This window comes from Pseudomonas sp. zfem003 (genome assembly GCF_032621675.1).
In the GTDB taxonomy this organism is placed as follows: domain Bacteria; phylum Pseudomonadota; class Gammaproteobacteria; order Pseudomonadales; family Pseudomonadaceae; genus Metapseudomonas; species Metapseudomonas otitidis.
The window spans coordinates 266,790-287,347 of sequence record NZ_JAVYJG010000010.1 but is presented as its reverse complement, the minus strand read 5'-3'; the positions used below and the strand labels follow the sequence as shown (position 1 = coordinate 287,347).

At 68.6% G+C, this 20,558-nt stretch carries 22 protein-coding genes; 8 read left to right on the top strand and 14 right to left on the bottom strand.

Annotated features, from left to right (window positions below; all coding sequences use genetic code 11):
• From lptE to lipA, 5 genes are all read left to right on the top strand, one after another.
• Complete coding sequence (gene lptE, locus RTK35_RS24255; RefSeq protein ID WP_044410736.1) at positions 1 to 612, top strand: LPS assembly lipoprotein LptE; 612 nt, start codon at positions 1 to 3, stop codon at positions 610 to 612.
• A 46-nt stretch (positions 613 to 658) separates the two neighbouring features.
• On the top strand, positions 659 to 1,696 hold the full coding sequence (gene holA, locus RTK35_RS24250) for a DNA polymerase III subunit delta (RefSeq protein WP_316909197.1): 1,038 nt from the start codon (positions 659 to 661) through the stop codon (positions 1,694 to 1,696).
• Between the two features lie 75 nt (positions 1,697 to 1,771).
• Positions 1,772 to 1,924 carry an alternative ribosome rescue factor ArfA gene (gene arfA, locus RTK35_RS24245; protein WP_044410741.1) on the top strand — a complete coding sequence of 51 codons (153 nt, stop codon included), beginning with the start codon at positions 1,772 to 1,774 and terminating at the stop codon, positions 1,922 to 1,924.
• Positions 1,925 to 1,981: 57 nt separating this feature from the next.
• Positions 1,982 to 3,304 (top strand): lytic murein transglycosylase, encoded by a 1,323-nt coding sequence (locus RTK35_RS24240; RefSeq protein WP_316909196.1) that lies wholly within the window; start codon positions 1,982 to 1,984, stop codon positions 3,302 to 3,304.
• Between the two features lie 124 nt (positions 3,305 to 3,428).
• Positions 3,429 to 4,481: a lipoyl synthase gene (lipA, locus tag RTK35_RS24235; RefSeq protein WP_044410747.1), complete on the top strand. Its 1,053-nt coding sequence runs from the start codon at positions 3,429 to 3,431 to the stop codon at positions 4,479 to 4,481.
• A 69-nt stretch (positions 4,482 to 4,550) separates the two neighbouring features.
• On the opposite strand, the gene lipB is transcribed toward lipA, so the two are convergent.
• From lipB to RTK35_RS24180, 11 genes are all read right to left on the bottom strand, one after another.
• The gene (gene lipB, locus RTK35_RS24230; RefSeq protein WP_316909195.1) at positions 4,551 to 5,174 is read right to left on the bottom strand and encodes a lipoyl(octanoyl) transferase LipB; all 624 of its coding nucleotides are present in this window, start codon (positions 5,172 to 5,174) and stop codon (positions 4,551 to 4,553) included.
• Positions 5,174 to 5,452, bottom strand: a complete 279-nt coding sequence (locus tag RTK35_RS24225) for a DUF493 domain-containing protein (protein WP_044410750.1) — start codon at positions 5,450 to 5,452, stop codon at positions 5,174 to 5,176. Before RTK35_RS24225 ends, lipB begins: the two co-directional genes overlap by 1 nt.
• An 89-nt stretch (positions 5,453 to 5,541) precedes the next feature.
• A complete protein-coding gene (locus tag RTK35_RS24220) occupies positions 5,542 to 6,705 on the bottom strand; it encodes a D-alanyl-D-alanine carboxypeptidase family protein (protein WP_044410753.1) in 1,164 nt (387 codons plus the stop codon).
• A gap of 97 nt (positions 6,706 to 6,802) precedes the next feature.
• Positions 6,803 to 7,813 (bottom strand): septal ring lytic transglycosylase RlpA family protein, encoded by a 1,011-nt coding sequence (locus RTK35_RS24215; protein WP_316909194.1) that lies wholly within the window; start codon positions 7,811 to 7,813, stop codon positions 6,803 to 6,805.
• 3 nt (positions 7,814 to 7,816) lie between these two features.
• Positions 7,817 to 8,827: a lytic murein transglycosylase B gene (mltB, locus tag RTK35_RS24210; protein ID WP_316909193.1), complete on the bottom strand. Its 1,011-nt coding sequence runs from the start codon at positions 8,825 to 8,827 to the stop codon at positions 7,817 to 7,819.
• 14 nt (positions 8,828 to 8,841) lie between these two features.
• Positions 8,842 to 9,945 (bottom strand): rod shape-determining protein RodA, encoded by a 1,104-nt coding sequence (rodA, locus tag RTK35_RS24205; RefSeq protein WP_316909213.1) that lies wholly within the window; start codon positions 9,943 to 9,945, stop codon positions 8,842 to 8,844.
• A 38-nt stretch (positions 9,946 to 9,983) separates the two neighbouring features.
• The gene (gene mrdA, locus RTK35_RS24200) at positions 9,984 to 11,885 is read right to left on the bottom strand and encodes a penicillin-binding protein 2 (RefSeq protein WP_044410764.1); all 1,902 of its coding nucleotides are present in this window, start codon (positions 11,883 to 11,885) and stop codon (positions 9,984 to 9,986) included.
• Positions 11,886 to 11,894: 9 nt separating this feature from the next.
• Entirely contained in the window at positions 11,895 to 12,362 is a 468-nt protein-coding gene (rlmH, locus tag RTK35_RS24195; RefSeq protein ID WP_044410767.1) for a 23S rRNA (pseudouridine(1915)-N(3))-methyltransferase RlmH, read from the bottom strand.
• A 12-nt stretch (positions 12,363 to 12,374) separates the two neighbouring features.
• Complete coding sequence (rsfS, locus tag RTK35_RS24190) at positions 12,375 to 12,728, bottom strand: ribosome silencing factor (protein WP_044410769.1); 354 nt, start codon at positions 12,726 to 12,728, stop codon at positions 12,375 to 12,377.
• 22 nt (positions 12,729 to 12,750) lie between these two features.
• Positions 12,751 to 13,395 carry a nicotinate-nucleotide adenylyltransferase gene (gene nadD, locus RTK35_RS24185; protein ID WP_107331263.1) on the bottom strand — a complete coding sequence of 215 codons (645 nt, stop codon included), beginning with the start codon at positions 13,393 to 13,395 and terminating at the stop codon, positions 12,751 to 12,753.
• Positions 13,395 to 14,660: a glutamate-5-semialdehyde dehydrogenase gene (locus tag RTK35_RS24180; protein ID WP_160482527.1), complete on the bottom strand. Its 1,266-nt coding sequence runs from the start codon at positions 14,658 to 14,660 to the stop codon at positions 13,395 to 13,397. Before RTK35_RS24180 ends, nadD begins: the two co-directional genes overlap by 1 nt.
• Before the next feature lie 298 nt (positions 14,661 to 14,958).
• Here RTK35_RS24180 and RTK35_RS24175 point away from each other — a divergent pair, with 298 nt between their 5' ends.
• Positions 14,959 to 16,182, top strand: a complete 1,224-nt coding sequence (locus tag RTK35_RS24175; RefSeq protein WP_316909192.1) for an alpha/beta fold hydrolase — start codon at positions 14,959 to 14,961, stop codon at positions 16,180 to 16,182.
• A gap of 18 nt (positions 16,183 to 16,200) precedes the next feature.
• On the opposite strand, the gene RTK35_RS24170 is transcribed toward RTK35_RS24175, so the two are convergent.
• Entirely contained in the window at positions 16,201 to 17,061 is an 861-nt protein-coding gene (locus RTK35_RS24170; protein ID WP_316909191.1) for a class I SAM-dependent methyltransferase, read from the bottom strand.
• 113 nt (positions 17,062 to 17,174) lie between these two features.
• On the opposite strand from RTK35_RS24170, the gene RTK35_RS24165 reads away from it, so the two are divergent.
• Both RTK35_RS24165 and RTK35_RS24160 read left to right on the top strand, forming a co-directional pair.
• Entirely contained in the window at positions 17,175 to 17,885 is a 711-nt protein-coding gene (locus tag RTK35_RS24165; protein ID WP_316909190.1) for a DNA-3-methyladenine glycosylase, read from the top strand.
• Entirely contained in the window at positions 17,882 to 19,201 is a 1,320-nt protein-coding gene (locus RTK35_RS24160; protein WP_142012231.1) for a bifunctional DedA family/phosphatase PAP2 family protein, read from the top strand. Before RTK35_RS24165 ends, RTK35_RS24160 begins: the two co-directional genes overlap by 4 nt.
• A gap of 41 nt (positions 19,202 to 19,242) precedes the next feature.
• Here the strand turns inward: RTK35_RS24160 and RTK35_RS24155 are convergent, their stop codons facing one another.
• Together RTK35_RS24155 and RTK35_RS24150 are read right to left on the bottom strand one after the other, a co-directional pair.
• Positions 19,243 to 19,836 carry an LON peptidase substrate-binding domain-containing protein gene (locus RTK35_RS24155; protein ID WP_222900990.1) on the bottom strand — a complete coding sequence of 198 codons (594 nt, stop codon included), beginning with the start codon at positions 19,834 to 19,836 and terminating at the stop codon, positions 19,243 to 19,245.
• A gap of 10 nt (positions 19,837 to 19,846) precedes the next feature.
• Positions 19,847 to 20,557 carry an LrgB family protein gene (locus tag RTK35_RS24150; RefSeq protein ID WP_107330774.1) on the bottom strand — a complete coding sequence of 237 codons (711 nt, stop codon included), beginning with the start codon at positions 20,555 to 20,557 and terminating at the stop codon, positions 19,847 to 19,849.
• Position 20,558: the final 1 nt, after the last annotated feature.

The window sequence follows — 20,558 nt, the reverse complement described above, 5'->3', positions numbered from 1 at the left end:
ATGAAGAAACGGAATCTGCTGGTCCTGGGCCTGACGCTGACACTCGGCGCCTGCGGCTTCCAGCTGCGCGGCACCGGCGACACCCAGTTCGCCCTCAAGGAAGTGGACGTCACCGCCCGCAACTCCTACGGCGAAACCGTCAAGCAACTGCGCCAGCTGCTCAAGCACAGCCACGTCAAGGTGCATGCCGGTGCGCCCTACCGCATCGTCCTGACCCGCGAACAGGAAGAAAGCCGTTCCGCCAGCTACAGCGGCAACTCGCGCACCTCCGAATACCAGCTGAGCAACACCCTGGACTACGAGATCCGTGGCGGCCAGAAAGACCTGCTGCTGCTGCAGGACCGCGTCGACGTACAGCGCTACTACACCCACGACAGCAACAACCTGATCGCCTCCGACCAGGAATCCGCGCAACTGCGCCAGGAAATGCGCCGCGACCTGATCCAGCAAGTGGCCATGCGCCTGCAGCTGATCACCCCTGAGCAGCTGGACACGCTGCAGGCCCAGGCGGAAGCCAAGGCCCAGGCCGAAGCAGAAGCACTGGAAGCCGCCCGTCGCGCGGAAGAAGCGCAGCAGCCGCAGCAATCCCCGCTGCAACTGCCCATCAAGTAAGTGCCCCGCCCGGTTGCGCGATCGCGCCGCCGGGCAGCCCTCCCCCATGAAGCTCAACGCCGCCCAGCTCAGCAAGCACCTGCAAGGCAACCTCGCCCCTGTCTATGTCGTCAGCGGTGACGAGCCCCTGCTCTGCCAGGAAGCCTGCGACGCCATCCGCAGCGCCTGCCGCGCCCGCGACTTCAGCGAGCGCCAGGTGTTCAACGCCGAGAACAACTTCGACTGGGGCCTGCTGCTGGAGGCCGGAGCCAGCCTGTCGCTGTTCGCCGAGCGCCGCCTGATCGAGCTGCGCCTGCCCTCCGGCAAGCCCGGCGACAAGGGCGCAGCAGCCCTGATGGAATACCTGGCCCGACCGCCGGAAGACACCGTCCTGCTGGTCAACCTGCCCAAGCTGGATGGCAGCACGCAGAAGACCAAATGGGCCAAGGCCCTGATCGACGGCGCGGACGCCCAGTTCATCCAGATCTGGCCGGTGGATGCCCACCAACTGCCCCAGTGGATCCGCCAGCGCATGGCCCAGGCCGGCCTGGCCGCGAGCCAGGAAGCGGTGGACCTGATCGCCGCCCGGGTGGAAGGCAACCTGCTGGCCGCCGCCCAGGAGATCGAGAAGCTCAAGCTGCTCGCCGAAGGTGCCCAGGTGGATGCCGCCACGGTCCAGGCGGCCGTTGCCGACAGTGCACGCTTCGATGTCTTCGGCCTGATCGACGCCGCACTCAACGGCGAACCCGCGCACACCCTGCGCACCCTCGAAGGCCTGCGGGGCGAAGGGGTGGAAACCCCGGTGATCCTCTGGGCCCTCGCCCGTGAGCTGCGCCAGCTGGCCGGCATCGCCCAGCAGTACGCTCAGGGCGTCCCGCTGGAGAAAGCCTTCGCCTCGGCCCGTCCCCCGATCTGGGACAAGCGCCGCCCCCTGGTCAGCCGCGCCCTGCAGCGCCACCCGGCCTCGCGCTGGAACCAGCTGCTCAGCGATGCCCAGCGCATCGACGCGCAGATCAAGGGCCAGGCCCCCGGCGATCCGTGGATAGGCTTGGCACACCTGGCCCTCAGCCTCGCCGGCCAGCGCCTGCCCATCCCCGCCGCCTGACACTGGACATCGCCCGCACGCGGGCGCAAGATGCGCGCGCCTGCAACCCCGCAGGCGCCCAGTGGAGAACCGGCCATGGCCAAGCAACGCAAGAAACCCAACAAGGCGAAGAGCATCGTCGCCCAGCCCCTGTTCCGCAGCCGCCAGGAACAGCCACTGAAAGGCAAAGGCAGCTACCGCAGAGAAGCCTCCCGTAACTGGGAGGCTTCTTCGCTTCTGGCCGCCTGAAAACCCGGCATCCGTGCTAAGGTCGCGGCTTGTTTGGCCTGCCGTCGAGACCTCTCCATGTTCCGCGCACCAGCCCCCGGCCCCATGCTCCGCAGCCTGGCCGTGGCTTCCACCCTCGCAGCCCTGAGCGCCTGCGCCGAAACACCCACTGCCACCGCGCCCGCCCCGCAGCCCAATACCGCCACGGCCACCACCGTGCTGGCCACGCCCGGCCCGTCGAGCACCACCGCAACCCCGTCCCCGGTGATCGCCCAGCCCAGCGAGAGCTTCGAACAATGGCGTGACCGTTTCCGCCAGGAAGCCCTGGCAGCCGGCATCCGCGCCACCATCCTCGACCAGGCCTTCGTCGGCGTCACCCCCGACCCAAGCGTGGTGGCCGCCGACCAGAGCCAGCCCGAGTTCACCCGCCCCGTCTGGGAATACCTCGACGGCGCACTGTCGCCCTACCGCGTGCGCAAGGGCCAGAGCCTGCTGAAACAGCACGCCACCCTACTCAGTGCCATCGAAAGCCGCTACGGCGTCGACCGCCAGGCCCTGGTGGCGGTGTGGGGCATGGAGAGCAGCTTCGGCCAGTTCATGGGCGACAAGTCGGTGATCCGCTCCCTCGCCACCCTGGCGTATGAAGGACGTCGCCCGGCCTTCGCCCACGAACAGCTGATCGCCGCCCTCGGCATCATCCAGCACGGCGACATCCAGCCCGCCGGCATGCTCGGCTCATGGGCCGGCGCCATGGGCCAGACCCAGTTCATCCCCACCACCTACAACAGCCACGCCGTGGACTTCGACGGCGACGGTCGCCGCGACATCTGGAACTCCACCGCCGACGCCCTGGCCTCCACCGCCCACTACCTCAAGGCCTCCGGCTGGCAGATGGGCAAACCCTGGGGCGCCGAGGTGCGACTGCCGGCCGGCTTCGACTACGCCCAGGCCGACGCGGACATCCGCAAGACGGTCGGTGAGTGGCGCCAGCTCGGGGTCCAGGTGCCCCTGGCACCGGGCCTCGACCAGGACCGCGCGTCGCTGCTGGTACCCGCCGGCCATCGCGGCCCGGCCTTCCTGGTGCTGGACAACTTCCGCGCCATCCTGCGCTACAACAACTCCTCCTCCTACGCCCTGGCCGTGGGCCTGCTGGCCCAGCGTTTCGACGGCGCGGGGCAGATCGCCGGCGCCTGGCCGAAGGAGGACCGCCCCCTCAGCCGCGCCGAGCGCATCGAGCTTCAGGAAGCCCTTGCCAGCAGCGGCTACAGCCCGGGCAGCGCCGACGGCATCATCGGCGCCAACACCCGCAAGGCCATCCGCGGCTACCAGCAGCGCCTGGGTTGGCCCGCCGACGGCTACCCCACGCCAGCCCTGCTGCTGCAACTGCGCAACGGCCGCTGACACCCTCCTGTCGCCGGGCCCGAGCGGCCCGGCGGCTGCCAGACCGGCGCCGCCTTTGTGGTAGAATCCGCCACCCTCCTTGCCCCCTGCGGCAGCCTGATCAGCCTCTAGCGGAGCCCGTCCGATGTCCGATACCAGCCCGTCCAAACCCGTCGCCAGTGGCGAGAAGTTCCGTACGGCCCAGGGGATCACCGCAATCAAGGACGGCCAGAAGCGCCGCAACTCCGCCGAGCCCCAGGTGTTCGAACCCAAGCCCAAGTGGCTGCGGGTCAAGGCCCCCGGTGGCAGCCGCTTCGAAGCGGTCAAGCGCAACGTCGGCGAACACCGCCTGAGCACCGTGTGCCAGGAATCCCACTGCCCGAACATGGGCGAATGCTGGTCCAACGGCACCGCCACCATCATGCTGATGGGCTCGGTGTGCACCCGGGCCTGCCGCTTCTGCGCCGTGGACACCGGCAACCCCAACGGCTGGCTGGACCTGGAAGAGCCGCAGAACACCGCCAAATCCGTCGAGCTGATGGCCCTGCGCTACATCGTGCTGACCTCGGTGGACCGCGATGACCTCGACGACGGCGGCGCCAGCCACTACGCCGCCTGCGTGCGCGCCATCAAGGAGCGCACCCCCCAGGTGGTGGTCGAGGCGCTGACGCCGGACTTCGACGGCGACCTGCCGTCCATCGAGCGCGTGGTGGATTCGGGGCTGGAAGTGTTCGCCCAGAACGTCGAGACGGTGAAGCGCCTCACCCACATCGTCCGTGACCCCCGCGCCGGCTACGAGAAGACCCTCGACGTGCTGGCCCACGCCAAGCGCCATCGCCCGTCGGTCCTGACCAAGACCAGCCTGATGCTGGGCCTGGGCGAGACCGATGAGGAAATCATCGAGACCATGGACGACCTGCGCGCCATTGGCGTCGACATCCTCACCCTCGGCCAGTACCTGCAGCCGACCCGCAACCACCTGCCGGTGCAGCGCTGGGTCAGCCCGGAAGAGTTCAACCGCTTCCGCGACATCGGCCTGGAGAAGGGCTTCATGGAGGTCGCCGCCGGCCCGCTGGTGCGCTCCAGCTACCGCGCAGACCGGGTGTTCGAGAAGAACAACCTGGGCCTCGCGGCGCCGGTACCGGTTCCCGGCCAGTCCACCGACGAGAGCCTGATCCCGGCCCTCAACCTGAACTGATCCGCGCTCAGTAAAAAGCCCCCGTCGGCGCAGGCCGGAGGGGGCTTTTTCATGTCAGCGGCAATGAGGTCAGCCGGCGTAGCCGAGCCGGACACGCAGGGCCTGTTCCAGGCGCTCCGCCACCTCGTCGAGGGACGCGGGCTGCGCCAGCAGGTCCTTCAGCTGGACCATCTTCATCCCGGCATAGCCACAGGGGTTGATGCGCCAGAAGGGCGACATGTCCATGTCGACGTTCAGCGCCAGGCCGTGGAAGGAACAGCCACGGCTGACCCGCAGGCCCAGCGAGGCGATCTTGTCGCCGTTCACGTAGACGCCCGGCGCGTCGGCCTTGGGGGCCGCCTCGATGCCGTAGGTGGCCAGCGCGTCCACCAGGCTCTGCTCCATGGCAGTGACCAGCTCACGCACACCGAGGCCGAGGCGGCGCAGGTCCAGCATCAGGTAGGCCACCAACTGGCCGGGGCCGTGGTAGGTCACCTGGCCACCCCGGTCCACCTGGATCACCGGGATGTCCCCCGGTGCCAGCAGGTGCTCGGCCTTGCCGGCCTGGCCCTGGGTGAACACCTGGGGGTGCTGCAGCAGCCAGATCTCGTCGGGCGTCTGCTCGTTACGCTCTGCCGTCAGGCGGCGCATCGCCTCGAAGGTGGGCAGGTACTCGACCAGCCCGAGGCGACGCACGATCAGCTCGGGCGCCACTACAGCACCATGTGCACGCGGCCGGTGGCGCGCAGGTCGACGTGGATCGCCTGCAGCTGGTCGACGCTGGTGGCGGTGATCAGCACCTGCACGGAGAGGAAGCGACCGTTGCGGCTGTCGCGGGCCACCAGGGTGGTGACGTCGAGGTCGGGGGCGTGGCGCTGGATCACTTCGATCACCAGGTCGGCGAAGCCTTCACCGGCATCGCCGATCACCTTGATCGGGTAGCGCTCGCAGGGGAATTCGATTTTCGGGGCTTGTACGTCGGTATCGGTCATGGCGGCGGCGGACCCGTAGTCCGCGAGGCGGAAGCCCCGTCTCCGGGCGGAGTACGGGGCTTCGGCACTGGGTCAGTGGTGGGATCGGCTCAGTTGAACAGGCCGAAGAAGAACAGGCGGATGCTATCCCACAGGCGGCGGAAGAAACCACCCTCCTCGACAGCTTCCAGGGCAACCAGGTCGGCGCTGTGCACCACCTTGTCGTCCAGCTTCACCTCGACCTTGCCGATCACGTCACCCTGCTTGATCGGAGCGACCAGTTGGGGCGACAGGGTCATGGCGGCCTGCAGCTTCTGCAGCTGGCCCTTCGGCAGGGTCATGGTCAGGTCGTTGGCCAGGCCGGCCTTCACTTCGCGGGCGGTGCCCTTCCAGACCTGGGCTTTGGCCAGCTCGGTGCCCTTCTGGTAGAAGGTCTTGGTCTCGAAGAAGCGGAAGCCGTAGGTCAGCAGCTTCTGGGTCTCGGCGGCGCGGGCCTGCTCGCTGTTGGTGCCGAACACCACGGCGATCAGGCGCTGGTTGTCACGCACGGCGGAGGCCACCAGGCAGTAGCCGGCCTCGTCGGTGTGGCCGGTCTTCAGGCCATCGACGGTCTTGTCACGCCACAGCAGCAGGTTGCGGTTGGGCTGCTTGATGTTGTTCCAGAAGAACTCCTTCTGGGAGTAGATGGCGTAGTGGGCCGGGTCCTCGTAGATGATCGCGCGGGCCAGCAGGGCCATGTCGTGGGCAGAGGAGTAGTGCTCCGGATTGGGCAGGCCGGTGGCGTTCATGAAGTGGCTGTTCTTCATGCCCAGCTTTTCCGCCGTGGTGTTCATCATGTCGGCGAAGGCGTCTTCGCTGCCGGCGATGTGCTCGGACACCGCAACGCTGGCGTCGTTGCCGGACTGGATGATGATGCCGTGCAGCAGGTCGCTCAGGGCCACCTGGGTGTTGACCTTGACGAACATGCGGGAGCCGCCGGTGCGCCAGGCGTGCTCGCTGATGGTGACCGGGTCGTTCTCGCCGATCTGGCCCTTGCGGATCTCCAGGGTGGCGATGTAGGCAGTCATCAGCTTGGTCAGGCTGGCGGGCGGCAGGCGCTCGTCACCGTTGTTCTCCACCAGCACCTGGCCGCTCTGCGCGTCCATCAGCACATAGGACTTGGCAGCCAGTTGCGGGGGGGCGGGAAGGATCTGCTCGGCGGCCTGCGACACCGGCATGGCGATGAGCAGAGCGGCTGGCAGTAGGAGGCGTTTCGCGAAGCTGATGATGTTCATCCGTCTCTCTGAATTGGTTGAAGGTGAAACAGTCCCTTGCGGGAAGAAGGAGGGCGACCCCGGAACCGCGCACTGCTCCGGGTCCGCCATCCGGGCGTCAGTCCGGTTTGACCAGGGTCGGCTGACCCAGGTTCGCCAGCCTGATGCTGTCCTGGAGCTGCTGGGCTTCACCCTGGGTGTCGATCGGCCCCAGGCGCACCCGATGCAAGATCTGCTGGTTGCGGGCCACCGAGCTGATGAACACCGGGGCAGCCACCATCGAGCTGAGCTTGTCCTTCAGGAGTTCCGCAGCGTCCGGATTGGCGAAGGCGCCAACCTGGAGATACAGGCCAGAGGCTCCGAGTGAAGCGTTTTTTTTTGAGTCGATCTGCACCGGCAGCACGGCAGCGGCGTGCTGCTCCGGCGGCGGGGTGTACTGCTCGACCGTGGAGGCGGCCACGATGGGCGCCTGGGCGGCAGGCGCTGGCTGGGGCTTGGCCACCTGCTGCGGCTGGGCCAGCACCATCGGCACCGGACGCCCCTGGGCAGCCCACCACTCATGGGGGTCGATGCCCTCGACCTTCACCCGCGCGGTGCCGACCTCGGCATAGCCGAGCTTCTTCGCCGCGGCGAAGGACAGGTCGATGATGCGGTCGGAGTAGAACGGCCCGCGGTCGTTGACCCGCAGGATCACGCTGCGGCCGTTCTCCAGGTTGGTCACGCGGACGTAGCTGGGCAGCGGCAGGGTCTTGTGGGCGGCGGTCATGCCATAGAGGTCATAGGCCTCGCCGTTGGCGGTGGCCTGGCCGTGGAACTTGGTGCCGTACCAGGAAGCGGTGCCCACAGCCTGGTAGCGGCGGGCGTCGGCCATCGGGTAGTAGGTCTTGCCCATCACGGTGTAGGGGTTGGCCTTGAAGCTGCCGTAGTGGGGCATCGGCACCGCGTCGGGGATGCGTGAGACGTCCACGTCCCACCAGGGTGCGCCGTCCCTGTGCGGGCGGGAGTAGTCACCAGGGCCGGAGATCTGGCCGCCCGGCTGGGTGTATTGGGGGCTGCGGCTGCTGGAACAGCTGGCCAGCAACAGGGCCAGGGTGCCGTAGGTGGCAATTCGGATCGGAAGAGACCGCATGGATTAACGCCCGCCCCGCGCTTTGACCAGGGATTCGGAAAGCTGATACACCGCCATGGCATACATCGCGCTGCGATTGTAGCGGGTGATCACGTAGAAGTTGGGAAGCCCCATCCAGTACTCCAGGCCATCGGCGCCGTCGAGCTTGAACGCAGTGACCGCGAGATCATCGCGCAAGGCATCGCCGCTTGCCCAGCCCAGGGCGCGCAGTTCACCCACGCTTTTCGTCGGTTCCAGGCCTTCGCTCAGGCCCTGGTCGGCCTGCTCGCCACGCACCTGGGCGCGGCTGACCACCTGTGCACCGGCGACCCAGCCATGGCGCTTGAAGTAGCTGGCGACGCTGCCGATGGCGTCCACCGGGTTGCCCCAGATGTCGATGTGGCCATCGCCGTCGAAATCCACGGCATAGGCACGGAAACTGCTCGGCATGAACTGCGGCAGGCCCATGGCGCCGGCATAGGAGCCTTTCACGCTGAGCGGATCGATCTGCTCTTCACGGGCCAGCAGCAGGAACTCCTTGAGCTGCTTGCGGAAGAAGTCCGCACGGGGCGGGTAGTCGAAGCCCAGGGTGGACAGCGCATCCATCACCCGGTAGCTGCCGGTGTTGCCGCCATAGAAGGTCTCGACGCCGATGATGGCGACGATCACCTGGGCCGGCACGCCGTACTCCTGCTCCGCAAGGGCCAGGGCCTCGGCGTGCTGGTTCCAGAACGCCACGCCCTTCTGGATGCGGGCATCGGTGATGAAGATCGGCCGGTATTCCTTCCACGGCTTGACCCGCTCGGCCGGGCGCGAGATCGCATCGAGGATGGCCTGCTTGCGCTGCACCTCGCGGAACAGGGCGACCAGTTGTTCCCCGGCGAAGCCGTAGTCGCGGGTCATCTCCGAGACGAACTCGGCGACCTGCGGGCTGCCGTCGTAATCCCCTGCCGATGCCGGGCCGGCGAGGCCCAGCAGGCCTGCCAGGCCGATTCCGGCGGCGCCTTGCACCATCCAGCTACGCAGTACGTTCAATGCTTCCACTCGTTTCAAACCTGAGCGATCCATTTGCGATGGGTATGGACCGCCATCAAAATCCCGAAGCCCGACAGCAGCGTCACCAAGTGGGTGCCACCGTAGCTGATGAAGGGAAGGGGTACCCCCACGACCGGCAGCAGACCGCTGACCATGCCGATGTTGACGAATACGTAGACGAAGAAGGTCATGGTCAGGCTGCCCGCCAGCAGCTTGCCGAACAGCGTCTGGGCCTGGGCGGTGATGACCAGCCCGCGCCCGATCAGCAGCAGGTAGACCAGCAACAGGATGCAGATGCCCACGAGCCCGAACTCTTCGCCGAGGACGGCAATGATAAAGTCCGTGTGGCTTTCGGGCAAAAAATCCAGGTGCGACTGGGTGCCCAGCAGCCAACCCTTGCCGAACACCCCGCCGGACCCGATGGCCGCCTTGGACTGGATGATGTTCCAGCCCGTGCCCAGGGGGTCGCTCTCGGGATCGAGGAAGGTCAGCACGCGCTGCTTCTGGTAGTCGTGCATCACGAAGTACCACATGCCCACCGCCACCGGGACCACCGCCGCCACCGCGCCGACGATCCAGCGCCACTGCAGGCCGGCCATGAACAGCACGAAGGCCCCCGAGGCCAGGATCAGCAGCGCCGTGCCCAGGTCCGGCTGGCGCACCACCAGCACGAAGGGCACGGCGATCAGCGCCAGGCTGACCACGATGTGCTTGAGCTTGGGCGGCAAGGTCCGCTTGGACAGGTACCAGGCGATCATCGCCGGCATCAGGATCTTCATGAATTCCGCCGGCTGGAAGCGGATCACCCCGGGGATGTTGATCCAGCGGGTCGCGCCCATCGCGTTGTGGCCCATCACGTCCACCGCCACCAGCAACAGCACGCCGCCGGCATAGCCCAGGGGCACCCAGCGGGCGAGGAAGCGTGGCTCGAACTGGGCGATGGCGCACATCGCCGCCAGGCCGATGCCGAAGGACGAGGCCTGCTTCATCAGCAGGTCCCAGTGCTTGCCGCTGGCGGAATAGAGGACGAACAGGCTGCCCACTGCCAGCAGCAGCAACAGCAGCAGCAACTGGCCGTCGATGTGCAGGCGCTGCAGCAGGCTGGCCCGGCGGCGCATCACGTCTTCGTTGGACAGGGTGCGGTCGAAGTTGCTGTTCATCGGCGAACACTCGCATCAGCGGTCGCAGGCGCGCCTGCGGGACGGAATTCAGGCTTGAGCTGGCCATCCGGGCCGAGCAGCCAGGCGTCCATCACCTGCTTGACCACCGGCGCCGCCACCCCGGAACCGGACTCGCCGTTCTCCACCATCACCGCCACGGCGATCCTGGGGTCGTCAGCGGGGGCGAAGCCTATGAACAGCGCGTGGTCGCGGTGGCGCTCCTGAACCTTCGAGCGGTCGTACTTCTCGCCCTGCTTGATGGCCACCACCTGCGCGGTCCCGGACTTGCCGGCGATGCGGTAGACGGAGGTGTCGCCCACCTTGCGGGCGGTGCCTCGCGCGCCGTGCACCACCTGCTCCATGCCGGAACGTGCGTAGTCCCAGTACTTCGGATCGCGCAGGGTGATGTCGGGCATCGGGTTCTCGTCCACCGGCAGCTCGCCGCCGATGCTCTTGGCCAGGTGCGGGCGGATCCACTTGCCACGGCTGGCCATCAGCGCGGTGGCCTGGGCCAGCTGCAACGGCGTGGCCTGCATGTAGCCCTGGCCGATGCCGAGGATCAGCGTCTCTCCCGGGAACCAGGCCTGGCGATAGCGCGCACGCTTCCAGTCGCGGGAAGGCATCAGGCCCGGCGTTTCCTCGAACATGTCCAGCGCCACCTTCTGGCCGAAGCCGAAGCGGCTCATGGACTTGTGCAGGCGATCGATGCCCATCTTGTGGGCAAGGTCGTAGAAGTAGGTGTCGTTGGACCGCATGATCGCGGTCTCCAGGTTCACCCAACCGTCACCGGAGCGGTTCCAGTTGCGGTACTTGTGGTCGTAGTTGGGCAGTTGGTAATAGCCCGGGTCGAACACCCGCGAATCCGGCGTCACCACCCCGGCTTCGAGGCCGGACACCGCCACCATCGGCTTGACCGTCGAACCCGGCGGGTAGAGCCCGCGCAGCACGCGGTTGTACAGCGGCCGGTCGATGGAGTCGCGCAGCTCGGCGTACTGCTTGAAGCTGATGCCGGTGACGAAGGGGTTCGGGTCGAAGCTCGGCTGGCTGACCATGGCCAGCACGTCGCCGCTGGACGGCTCGATGGCCACGATGGCGCCACGGCGCCCCCCCAGGGCGTTCTCCGCCGCTTCCTGCAGGTGTGCGTCGAGAGTCAGCACCAGGTCCTTGCCGGGCTTCGGATCGGTGCGCTTGAGCACCCGCAGCACACGGCCACGGGCGTTGGTCTCGACTTCCTCGTAACCCACCTCGCCGTGCAGCGTGTCTTCGTAGAAGCGCTCGATGCCGGTCTTGCCGATGTGGTGGGTGCCGCTGTAGTTGATCGGGTCGAGCTCCTTGAGCTCCTTCTCGTTGATCCGTCCGACGTAGCCCACCGAGTGGGCGAAGTGCGCGCCCTGCGGGTAGTGGCGCACCAGCTGGGCCGCCACCTCCACGCCGGGCAGTCGGAACTGGTTCACCGCGATTCGGGCGATCTGCTCTTCGGTCAGTTCGAACAGCACCGGCACCGGTTCGAAGGGGCGCCGGCCCTGTTTCATGCGCTTCTCGAACAGCGCCCGGTCGTCCGGCGTCAGCTCCAGCACCTCGACGATCACGTCCAGCACGCTCTTCCAGTCGCCGGCGCGCTCGCGGGTCACGGTCAGGCTGAAGCTGGGGCGGTTGTCGGCGATGATCAGGCCGTTGCGGTCGAAGATCAGCCCCCGCGTCGGCGGGATCGGCTGCACATGCACCCGGTTATTTTCCGACAGCGTGGAGTGGTACTCGTACTGGATCACCTGCAGGTAATACAGGCGGGCGATCAGCGTGCAGGTCAGCAGCAGCACCGCAACGGCGCCCACCACGACGCGCCGACGCACCAGGCGGGCATCCTTCTCGTGGTCCTTCAGGCGGATCGGTTGCGGCATCGGTACGGCTTACTTGTGGTAGGGGTGCCCGGAGAGCACGGTCCAGGCGCGGTAGATCTGCTCGCCCACCAGAATCCGCACCAACGGGTGCGGCAGGGTCAGCGGCGACAGCGACCAGCGTTGCTCGCTGCGCGCGCAAACCTCCGGCGCCAGCCCCTCGGGGCCGCCCACCATGAGGTTCACGGTGCGCGCATCGAGGCGCCAGCGGTCGAGCTCGGCAGCCAGTTGCTCGGTGCTCCAGGCGCGCCCTTCGACTTCCAGGGTGACGATGCGTTCCCCAGGCTGGACCTTGGCCAGCATCGCCTCGCCCTCCTGGCGGATCATTCGCGCCACGTCGGCGTTCTTGCCGCGCGTGGTCAGGGGGATCTCCACCAGGTCGAGGGACAGCTCGGACGGCAGGCGCTTGGCGTACTCGTTCCAGCCCTCCTCCACCCAGCGGGGCATGCGTGAGCCGACGGCGATCAGACGCAGACGCAAGGCGGTGCTCCGTTATTCCTGGGGATGCTGGGCGCGGCTCTGCTCGGCGCCCTGCCACAGGCGCTCCAGGTCGTAGAACTGGCGGGTGGCGACCTGCATCACGTGCACGACCACATCCCCCAGGTCCAGCAGCGCCCACTCGCCGCCGTCCAGGCCTTCGCTGCCCAGGGCGCGCACGCCGTTTTCCTTGACCTTCTCCAGCACGTTCTCCGCCAGGGACTTGACGTGGCGGCTGGAGGAGCCGCTGGCGATCACCATGAAGTCGGTGACGCTGGTCTTGCCGCGTACATCGATGGTGGTGATGTCCTGGGCCTTCATGTCTTCAAGCGCCGCGAGGGCGATCTTGACCAGTTCTTCGTTTTGCATCGGTTCAATTACCTCGGATGAATCAGTTCGCCGCACGGTACAGGCCGTGCGCGTGGATATAGGCCAGCACCGCGTCGGGTACAAGGAAGCGCACCGAGCGCCCGTCGGCCAGCAACTGGCGGACCTGCGTGGCGGAAACCGCCAGCGGGGACTGCCAGACGAATGAAATCTGCCCACCAGGCCCGCTCAGGCCCAGGGGATCGGCCACGCTGCGCGCCGCCAGCAGGTCGCGCAGCTCCTCGGGCGGCTCGGCGTCCGCATCCGGCCGCTGCAGCACCAGGATGTGGCAGTGGTTCAGCAACTCTTCCCAGCGGTGCCAGCCCGGCAGGCCGCAGAAGGCGTCCCAGCCGAGCATCAGGAACAGCTGGTCGGACTCGCCCACTTCGGCGCGCAGCGACTCCAGGGTGTCGATGGTCCAGGACGGCCGCTCGCGGCGCAGCTCGCGGTCGTCCACCCGCAGCGGCGGCAGGTCGGCCACCGCCAGCTCCACCATCGCCAGCCGGTCGGCCGCCGACACCTGCGGCGCCTCGCGATGCGGCGGGCGGGCGCTGGGGATCAGGCGCAGCTGGTCGAACGCCATCAGCTCGGCCACCTCGAGGGCGCCCCGCAGATGGCCGATGTGGACCGGGTCGAAGGTGCCGCCGAAGAGGCCGATACGCTGGCTCATCAGGTGCGGATGTGCCCGTCGCCGAAGACCACGTACTTCTCGCTGGTCAGCCCTTCCAGGCCGACCGGGCCGCGTGCGTGCAGCTTGTCGGTGGAGATGCCGATCTCCGCGCCCAGGCCGTACTCGAAGCCGTCGGCGAAGCGGGTGGAGGCGTTCACCATCACCGAGGCGGAATCCACCTCGGTGAGGAAGCGCCGCGCATCACTGAAGTTCTCGGTGATGATCGCGTCGGTGTGTTGCGAGCCGTAGGTGTTGATGTGCTCGATGGCCTGTTCCAGCCCATCGACGATGCGGATGGACAGGATCGGCGCGTTGTACTCGGTGCGCCAGTCCTCCTCGGTCGCCTCCAGCACGTCGCTGCCCAGCAGCGCGCGGGTGGCCGCGTCGCCACGCAGCTCGACGCCCTTGTCACGGTAGATGGCGGCCAGCGGCGGCAGCACGCGCTCGGCGATGCTGCGGTGCACCAGCAGGGTCTCCATGGTGTTGCAGGGCGCGTAGCGCTGGGTCTTGGCGTTGTCCGCCACGCGGATGGCCTTGTCGATGTCGGCGGCGACGTCGATGTAGACGTGGCAGATGCCGTCCAGGTGCTTGATCACCGGCACCTTGGCGTCGCGGCTGATGCGCTCGATCAGGCCCTTGCCGCCACGGGGGACGATCACGTCCACGTACTCCGGCATGCTGATCAGCGCGCCCACGGCGGCGCGGTCGGTGGTTTCCACCACCTGCACCAGCTCGGCGGGCAGGCCGGCGTCCGCCAGGCCCTGCTGGATGCAGCGGGCGATGGCCTGGTTGGAATGGATGGCCTCGGAGCCGCCGCGCAGGATGGTGGCGTTGCCCGACTTCAGGCACAGGCTGGCCGCGTCGATGGTCACGTTCGGGCGCGACTCGTAGATGATGCCGATCACACCGAGCGGCACGCGCATCTTGCCCACCTGGATACCGGAGGGCAGGTAGCGCATGTCGCGGATCTCGCCGATCGGGTCCGGCAGCCCGGCCACCTGGCGCAGGCCCTCGATCATGTCGTCGATGCGTGCCGGGGTGAGCGCCAGGCGGTCCAGCATGGCTGGCTCCAGGCCGTTGGCCCGGCCATTGGCCAGGTCCAGCTCGTTGGCAGCGGACAGCTCCGCACGGGCGGCGTCCAGGGCATCGGCGGCGGCCAGCAGGGCGCGGTTCTTCTGCGCAGTGCTGGCACGGGCGGCCACGCGCGAGGCGGCGCGCGCGGCGCGGCCCAGGCGGGTCATGTAATCGAGAACGGACTCGGTCATGGTCTCGGCGTCTGGCGGTTGGGAAAAGTGGGCGATTATAGCCCGCGCGCCCCCCGCCGCCCAGCGGCGCCGGGCGGATGGTAGACAGCCCGTTCCGGCGCTCCGGCGAACCCCACCCGAACGCCCAGGCCACGCAGGCCGGGGCGAGACGGTGACACCCGGCCACACCGCACCCCACCGAACCCGCCCGAAGGATGGGTAAACAAAATCGTCACCGGTGTTTACCTTCAAAGCGTGCCACCGCGCCCCGAACCGCGGCGAGAACAACAACAAGGCGCCCGAGCGCCGGAGAATCGCCATGCATTACCGCACCGGTTACCACGCCGACCAGCTCGGCACGCCCCCGTCCGTCCTCGAAACAGGGTCCTGGCGCCTGCATTACCAGGCCTGGTCCCGCAACGCCCACGACCCCCGCCCTCCCGTCCTGATGCTGGGAGGCGCGTTCCAGAGCTTCCGCTCCTTCGCCGCCGAGGTGGAGGAACTGCTGGAGCACCACCCCGTGATCCTCCTCGACCTGCCCGGCCAGGGTGGCAACCTGCAACTGGCCCCGGAACTGGGGCTGGAGGCGCTGGCCGACCTGATCGCCGACTTCGCCGAGGCCCTCGCGCTGCCGCCGCTGATGCCCATCGGCCTGTCCTACGGCTCGGCCCTGGCGGCGCTGTTCGCCAGCCGCCATCCCCAGCGCTGCGCACGCCTGCTGCTGGCGGGCGTGACCACCTTCGGCCGCCCCGGCGCCCGCGCCCTGCTGGAGGAGAGCCTGCGCCTGCTGGAAGAGGAGCGCCTGGCGGAGTTCGCCCAGGGTTCGCTGACCGGCCTGATCAACCCGCTGCGACTGGAACGCACCGGCATCAGCCCCGGCTTTCGCAAAGCCATGCTGCGCCAGCTGCAACGCCTGACCGGCGCCGAGCGCGAGCGCTACCGGCAGAACAGCCGCCGCCTGCTGGACTTCGCCGGGTTCACGCACTACCCCAGCTGCCCGACCCTGGTGCTGGCCGGCGAGTTCGACCACTTCACCCAGCCCTGGGAGCACGCCGCCTTCGCCGCCGCCTGCACCCAGGCCGACTGCGCGCTGATCCACGACGGCGACCACCTCGCCCAGTTCGAGCGACGCGACGCCTGCGCCCAGCTGTACCGCCCCTTCTTCCTCGACCAGGCACTGCCAGCCGCGCCCATCGGCGCGACCCGCCTGGCCCGCAGCCGCCTCAATGAGGTGGAGCGCCGCCAGGAGCCCCGACTCGCGCCGGCCCAGCGTGCCGGGCGGCTGCACCACGCCGAGCTGGGCAGCCTCGCGGTGGAGGTTCAGGAGCTGGGCTTCTTCGGTGCCCGCCTGCAGGCCGCATTCCCGGCGGGGTTGCCGGTACGGGGCTGGCAACTGGCGATGGAGGGCCTGCCAATGCTGGACCTGCTGCCCCTGCGCCAGGCCGGTGACGTGCTGTCCCTGGTGTTCACCCACATGGACGCCGCCGCCAGCACCGCCCTTGCCGAGCACGTTCGCCCGGCGCAACTCGCGGCCGCCGCCTGACGGGCAGGCCACCGGGGCTCAGGCCCCGGTGCGGGCCTCCACCACCCGCACCAGGGCAGGCCAGCGCCCGGGTGGCAAACCAAGCCCGGCCCCCTGTTCAGCCGGGTCCAGTACCGAGACCCGGTCGAAACCGCAGGCGGAAAAGCCCTCGACGATGGCCTCGGTACTGCGGTAGTGCAGCGGGTAGTGCCCACGCGTGAGCCGCCCCACCAGCCCGACGCCCCAGCGCACCTGGCGGTAGCGCGGGTGCTCACGCAGGTCCGGGTAGAGGTCGGTGAGGTAGGTGGCGCGGGGGAAGCGGCGCATCTGCTCGGCCAGGCGCCGCCAGAAGCCCTCGATCACCGGCAACTGGAAGTAGTTCACCAGCCCCTCGGTGATCACCACCACCGGCAGCCCGGTATCCAGCCCGGAGAACAGCGCCTCCAGCCCTTGGGCGCCCTCCCCGGCGAGGATGTCCACCGCACGCACCTGGTGACGGCTGTTCAGCCAGCCTTCGGCATGCAGCAGCAGGCGCTTGCGCGCGGCCATCGGCGGCAGGTCCGCCTCCAGGTAGCGCAACTGCGGATGGCGCAGGCAGAAACGCCGCCCCCGGGGCGACAGCCCACAGGCGATCTCCACCACCTGCACCACGCCCTCGTCGCGGATCGCCTGCTCCAGGCGGGCGTCGATCAACAGGTGGCGCTGCAGCAGGAACTGCTCGATGTCCAGCCCGAACAGCGCTCGCGCGCCCCAGGCAATGGGGCTGAGCGCGCCGTGGACCCAGCGCCCGAACGCGGTGGCGAAGGGTGCCTCGGCCAGGCGATGGCGGTACCAGACATAGCCGGTGTAGTGGGCACTGGGGGTGATGTGGGCGCTGTCGGCGCGAACGGCTCGGGGCATGGCGGGCTCTTATTGTTTTTCTGGGTGTGTTCCCGCCCCGCCGTTCAGCTTCGGTCAAGCGGGGCTTCCGTATAATCGCCAGCCTATTCCGAGCCATAGCCCACCAACAGCCCATGCCCGACGATCCCACCCTAAGTTTGCCCTGGCCCGGCGCCCGCCCCCTGGCGGACGGGTTCTTCGACCGTGACGCCCAGTTGCTGGCCCGCGAGCTGCTGGGCAAGGTCATCCGCCACCGAGTCGACGGGCGCTGGCTATCAGCCCGCATCATCGAGACCGAAGCCTATTACCTGGCCGAGAAAGGCAGCCACGCCTCCCTCGGCTACACCGAGAAGCGCCGGGCACTGTTCCTCGATGGCGGTCACATCTACATGTATTACGCCCGGGGTGGCGACTCGCTGAACTTCAGCGCCCAGGGGCCCGGCAACGCGGTGCTGATCAAATCCGCCTACCCCTGGGTGGATGCCGTGTCCGGCCCCGAGGCCCTGGCCGTGATGCAGGCCAACAACCCCGATGCCCAGGGTCGCCCGCGCCCGCCCGAGCGCCTCTGCAACGGCCAGACGCTGCTGTGCAAGGCGCTGGGGCTGAAGGTGCCGGACTGGGACGCGCAACGTTTCGACCCCGCCCGGCTGTTCGTCGACAACACCGGCGCACGCCCCACCGCCATCATCCAGACCACCCGCCTCGGCATCCCCAACGGCCGCGACGAGCACCTGCCCTACCGCTTCGTCGACGCCGACTACGCCCGCCACTGCACGCGCAACCCGTTGCGCCGGGGGCAGGTCGAAGGCGAGCACTACCACCTGATCGAAGGAACGCCCGCATGACCGAATGGCTGCACGCCATCACCGACTGGCTCAGCGCCAACCCGCAGTGGCTGGGCCTGGCCATCTTCACCATCGCCTGCGTCGAATGCCTGGCCATCGCCGGCATCATCGTGCCCGGCACCGTGCTGCTGTTCGCCGTGGCAGCCCTGGCCGGCAGCGGCGCCCTGGGCCTGGGCGAGACCCTGCTGCTGGGCTACCTCGGCGGCCTGCTGGGGGACGCACTCTCCTATGGGCTGGGGCGGCGCTTCCACCAGAACATCCGCCGGCTGCCCGGGTTGCGCCACCACCCCGAGTGGCTGGCCGGGGCCGAGACCTACTTCCAGCGCTACGGCGTGGCCAGCCTGCTGGTGGGACGCTTCATCGGCCCGCTGCGGCCCATGCTGCCCATGGTGGCCGGCATGCTGGACATGCCGCTGCTGCGCTTCATCGCCGTCAGCCTGGTGGCGGCGGCCGGCTGGTCCGTGGCCTACCTGCTGCCCGGCTGGGCTGCCGGGGCGGCCTTCCGCCTGCCGTTGCCGGAGGGGTTCTGGAGCGAGGCCGCCGTGGTGGTGGTCGCGGTGCTGGTGATGATCGGCCTGATCGTCCAGGGCAGCCTGCGGCACAAGCGCTGGGCCACCTCGCTCGCCGCCGGCCTGAGCCTGGTGCTTCTGGTGGCGCTGTTCTTCGGCTGGTCGTCGTTGCATGACTTCGACCAGGGCCTGATGGCACTGGTGCAGGAACAGCGCCAGGCCACCCTCGACAGCCTGGCGGTGCTGGTGACGCGCCTGGGCGATTTCCGCACCCAGTTCTTCGCCGGCGCGCTGATCACCGGCCTGCTGCTCCTGGCCCGGCAATGGCGCCACGCGCTGTTCGCCGGCGGCACGCTGATCACCACCGCCCTGGCCAACGGCGCCCTCAAGCACCTGTTCGCCCGCGCCCGACCGGACGTGCTGGCCGAACCGCTGAGCAGCTTCAGCTTCCCCAGCGGCCACAGCTCCGCCGCCTTCGCCTTCTTCCTCGTGCTGGGGGTGCTGGCCGGTCGTGGCCAGCCGCCGCGCCTGCGCCTGACCTGGATGGCGCTGGCCTGCCTGCCGGCTGCCAGCATCGCGCTGTCGCGGGTCTACCTCGGGGTGCACTGGCCGACCGACATCATCGCCGGCGCCCTGCTGGCCAGCTGCGTGTGTGCCGGCTGGCTGGCACTGATCCAGCGCCAGGCCTCGCTGCCGGCGATGAGCCCACGGGTCTGGTGGCTGTTGCTGCCGGCCGCGCTGGCCCTGCTTGGCGGCTTCGCCACCTGGGCGCTGCCGGAGGCCTTCAGCCTGTATCGCTACAAATAGGAAGGCGCCTGGGCGTGGCGGAAGGGCCACGCCCGGCGTGATCAGGCGATGACGTCGCCCTGCAGGCGGTTCAGCAGCGTCTGCAGGTGATCGAGCCGCGCATCCGGGCTGCCCAGGGCCAGCAGCTCCAGCTTCTCGTCGAGGGAAAAGGGCAACAGGTAGGCCAACTGGTTGGCCAGCTCCTGCTGGCCGTGGGCCAGGCCGCCCATGCCCAGCCCTTTCACCAGCGGGTGCTCGGCCAGGGCATTGAGCAGCGCGGCCAGGTCGGCATGCTCCGGCAGCAGCGGCCGGTCGGCATCGTCGTCGTCCAGCCAGACGATATCCCCCAGGGTGAGCTGGTCAGCCTGCACACGCGTGCCTTCGACCGTGAAGCGTCGGCCGCCCTCGACCCGGATGCCCAGTAGCCCGTTGGGCAGTTGCTGCCAGTCACGGATCAGCGCCTCGCACCCCAGGGGCGCAATGCGCTGGGCGGCGCTGCCGACCTCCTCACCTTCGAGGATGCCCACCACGCCAAAGCCGGTGCCCTGCTTCATGCAGCGCCCGATCATGTCCAGGTAGCGCGCCTCGAACAGCTGCAGGTCGAGCATGCAGCCGGGAAACAGCACGGTATTCAGCGGAAACAGCGGCAGTTCCATCCCTCGTCCCTCACACGATCATCGCCACGGCCAACGGCAGCAGCACCGCCGTCGCCACCCCCATCAGGCTCATCGCCAGCGCCGCGAAGGCGCCACACTCCTCGCCCTCCTGCAGCGCGCGGGCCGTACCCACCGCATGGGCGGTGATGCCCAGCGCCATGCCTTGCGCAGCCGGGTGGTGAACGCCGATGCGGCGCAGCATCTCCGGGCCGAGCATGGCCCCGATCACCCCGGTGATGAGCACGAACACCGCCGCCAGCGCCGCTACGCCGCCGATCTGCTCGGCCACCAGCATGGCGATGGGCGAGGTGACCGACTTGGGCGCCATGGTCATCAGCACCATGTGCTCGGCACCGAACGCCCAGGCCAGGCCGACGCCCATCGCGGTGGCCACCAGCCCGCCGAGGGCCAGGGTCAGCAACGTCGGCCAGAACAGCTGGCGAATGCGCTTGAGGTTGAGGAACAGCGGCACCGCCAGCGCCACCGTAGCGGGGCCCAGCAGCAGGTTGAGCAGCGTGGTGCTCTGGCGGTACTCGTCATAACCGATGCCCAGCGGCACCAGCACCGCGATCACCAGTGCCATCGACACCAGCACCGGCTGCAGGAACATCAGCCGGGAGCGCTCGTACAGCGAGCTGGCCAACTGGTAGGCAGCGAGGGTCAGCCCCACACCGAACAGCGGGTGGTGCGCCACGGCCTGCCAGGCCGATTGCCATGCCAGG

Bases quoted from the DNA above. Each gene is read 5' to 3' on its own strand.
- mrdA (WP_044410764.1), bottom strand. From the start codon at position 11,885: ATGCCGCAACCGATCCGCCTGAAGGACCACGAGAAGGATGCCCGCCTG.
- holA (WP_316909197.1), top strand. From the start codon at position 659: ATGAAGCTCAACGCCGCCCAGCTCAGCAAGCACCTGCAAGGCAACCTC.
- lptE (WP_044410736.1), top strand. From the start codon at position 1: ATGAAGAAACGGAATCTGCTGGTCCTGGGCCTGACGCTGACACTCGGC.
- RTK35_RS24240 (WP_316909196.1), top strand. From the start codon at position 1,982: ATGTTCCGCGCACCAGCCCCCGGCCCCATGCTCCGCAGCCTGGCCGTG.
- RTK35_RS24220 (WP_044410753.1), bottom strand. From the start codon at position 6,705: ATGAACATCATCAGCTTCGCGAAACGCCTCCTACTGCCAGCCGCTCTG.
- RTK35_RS24180 (WP_160482527.1), bottom strand. From the start codon at position 14,660: ATGACCGAGTCCGTTCTCGATTACATGACCCGCCTGGGCCGCGCCGCG.
- rsfS (WP_044410769.1), bottom strand. From the start codon at position 12,728: ATGCAAAACGAAGAACTGGTCAAGATCGCCCTCGCGGCGCTTGAAGAC.
- nadD (WP_107331263.1), bottom strand. From the start codon at position 13,395: ATGAGCCAGCGTATCGGCCTCTTCGGCGGCACCTTCGACCCGGTCCAC.
- RTK35_RS24215 (WP_316909194.1), bottom strand. From the start codon at position 7,813: ATGCGGTCTCTTCCGATCCGAATTGCCACCTACGGCACCCTGGCCCTG.
- RTK35_RS24225 (WP_044410750.1), bottom strand. From the start codon at position 5,452: ATGACCGATACCGACGTACAAGCCCCGAAAATCGAATTCCCCTGCGAG.
- rodA (WP_316909213.1), bottom strand. From the start codon at position 9,945: ATGCGCCGCCGGGCCAGCCTGCTGCAGCGCCTGCACATCGACGGCCAG.
- RTK35_RS24170 (WP_316909191.1), bottom strand. From the start codon at position 17,061: ATGCCCCGAGCCGTTCGCGCCGACAGCGCCCACATCACCCCCAGTGCC.
- RTK35_RS24175 (WP_316909192.1), top strand. From the start codon at position 14,959: ATGCATTACCGCACCGGTTACCACGCCGACCAGCTCGGCACGCCCCCG.
- RTK35_RS24165 (WP_316909190.1), top strand. From the start codon at position 17,175: ATGCCCGACGATCCCACCCTAAGTTTGCCCTGGCCCGGCGCCCGCCCC.
- RTK35_RS24155 (WP_222900990.1), bottom strand. From the start codon at position 19,836: ATGGAACTGCCGCTGTTTCCGCTGAATACCGTGCTGTTTCCCGGCTGC.
- RTK35_RS24160 (WP_142012231.1), top strand. From the start codon at position 17,882: ATGACCGAATGGCTGCACGCCATCACCGACTGGCTCAGCGCCAACCCG.
- arfA (WP_044410741.1), top strand. From the start codon at position 1,772: ATGGCCAAGCAACGCAAGAAACCCAACAAGGCGAAGAGCATCGTCGCC.
- lipA (WP_044410747.1), top strand. From the start codon at position 3,429: ATGTCCGATACCAGCCCGTCCAAACCCGTCGCCAGTGGCGAGAAGTTC.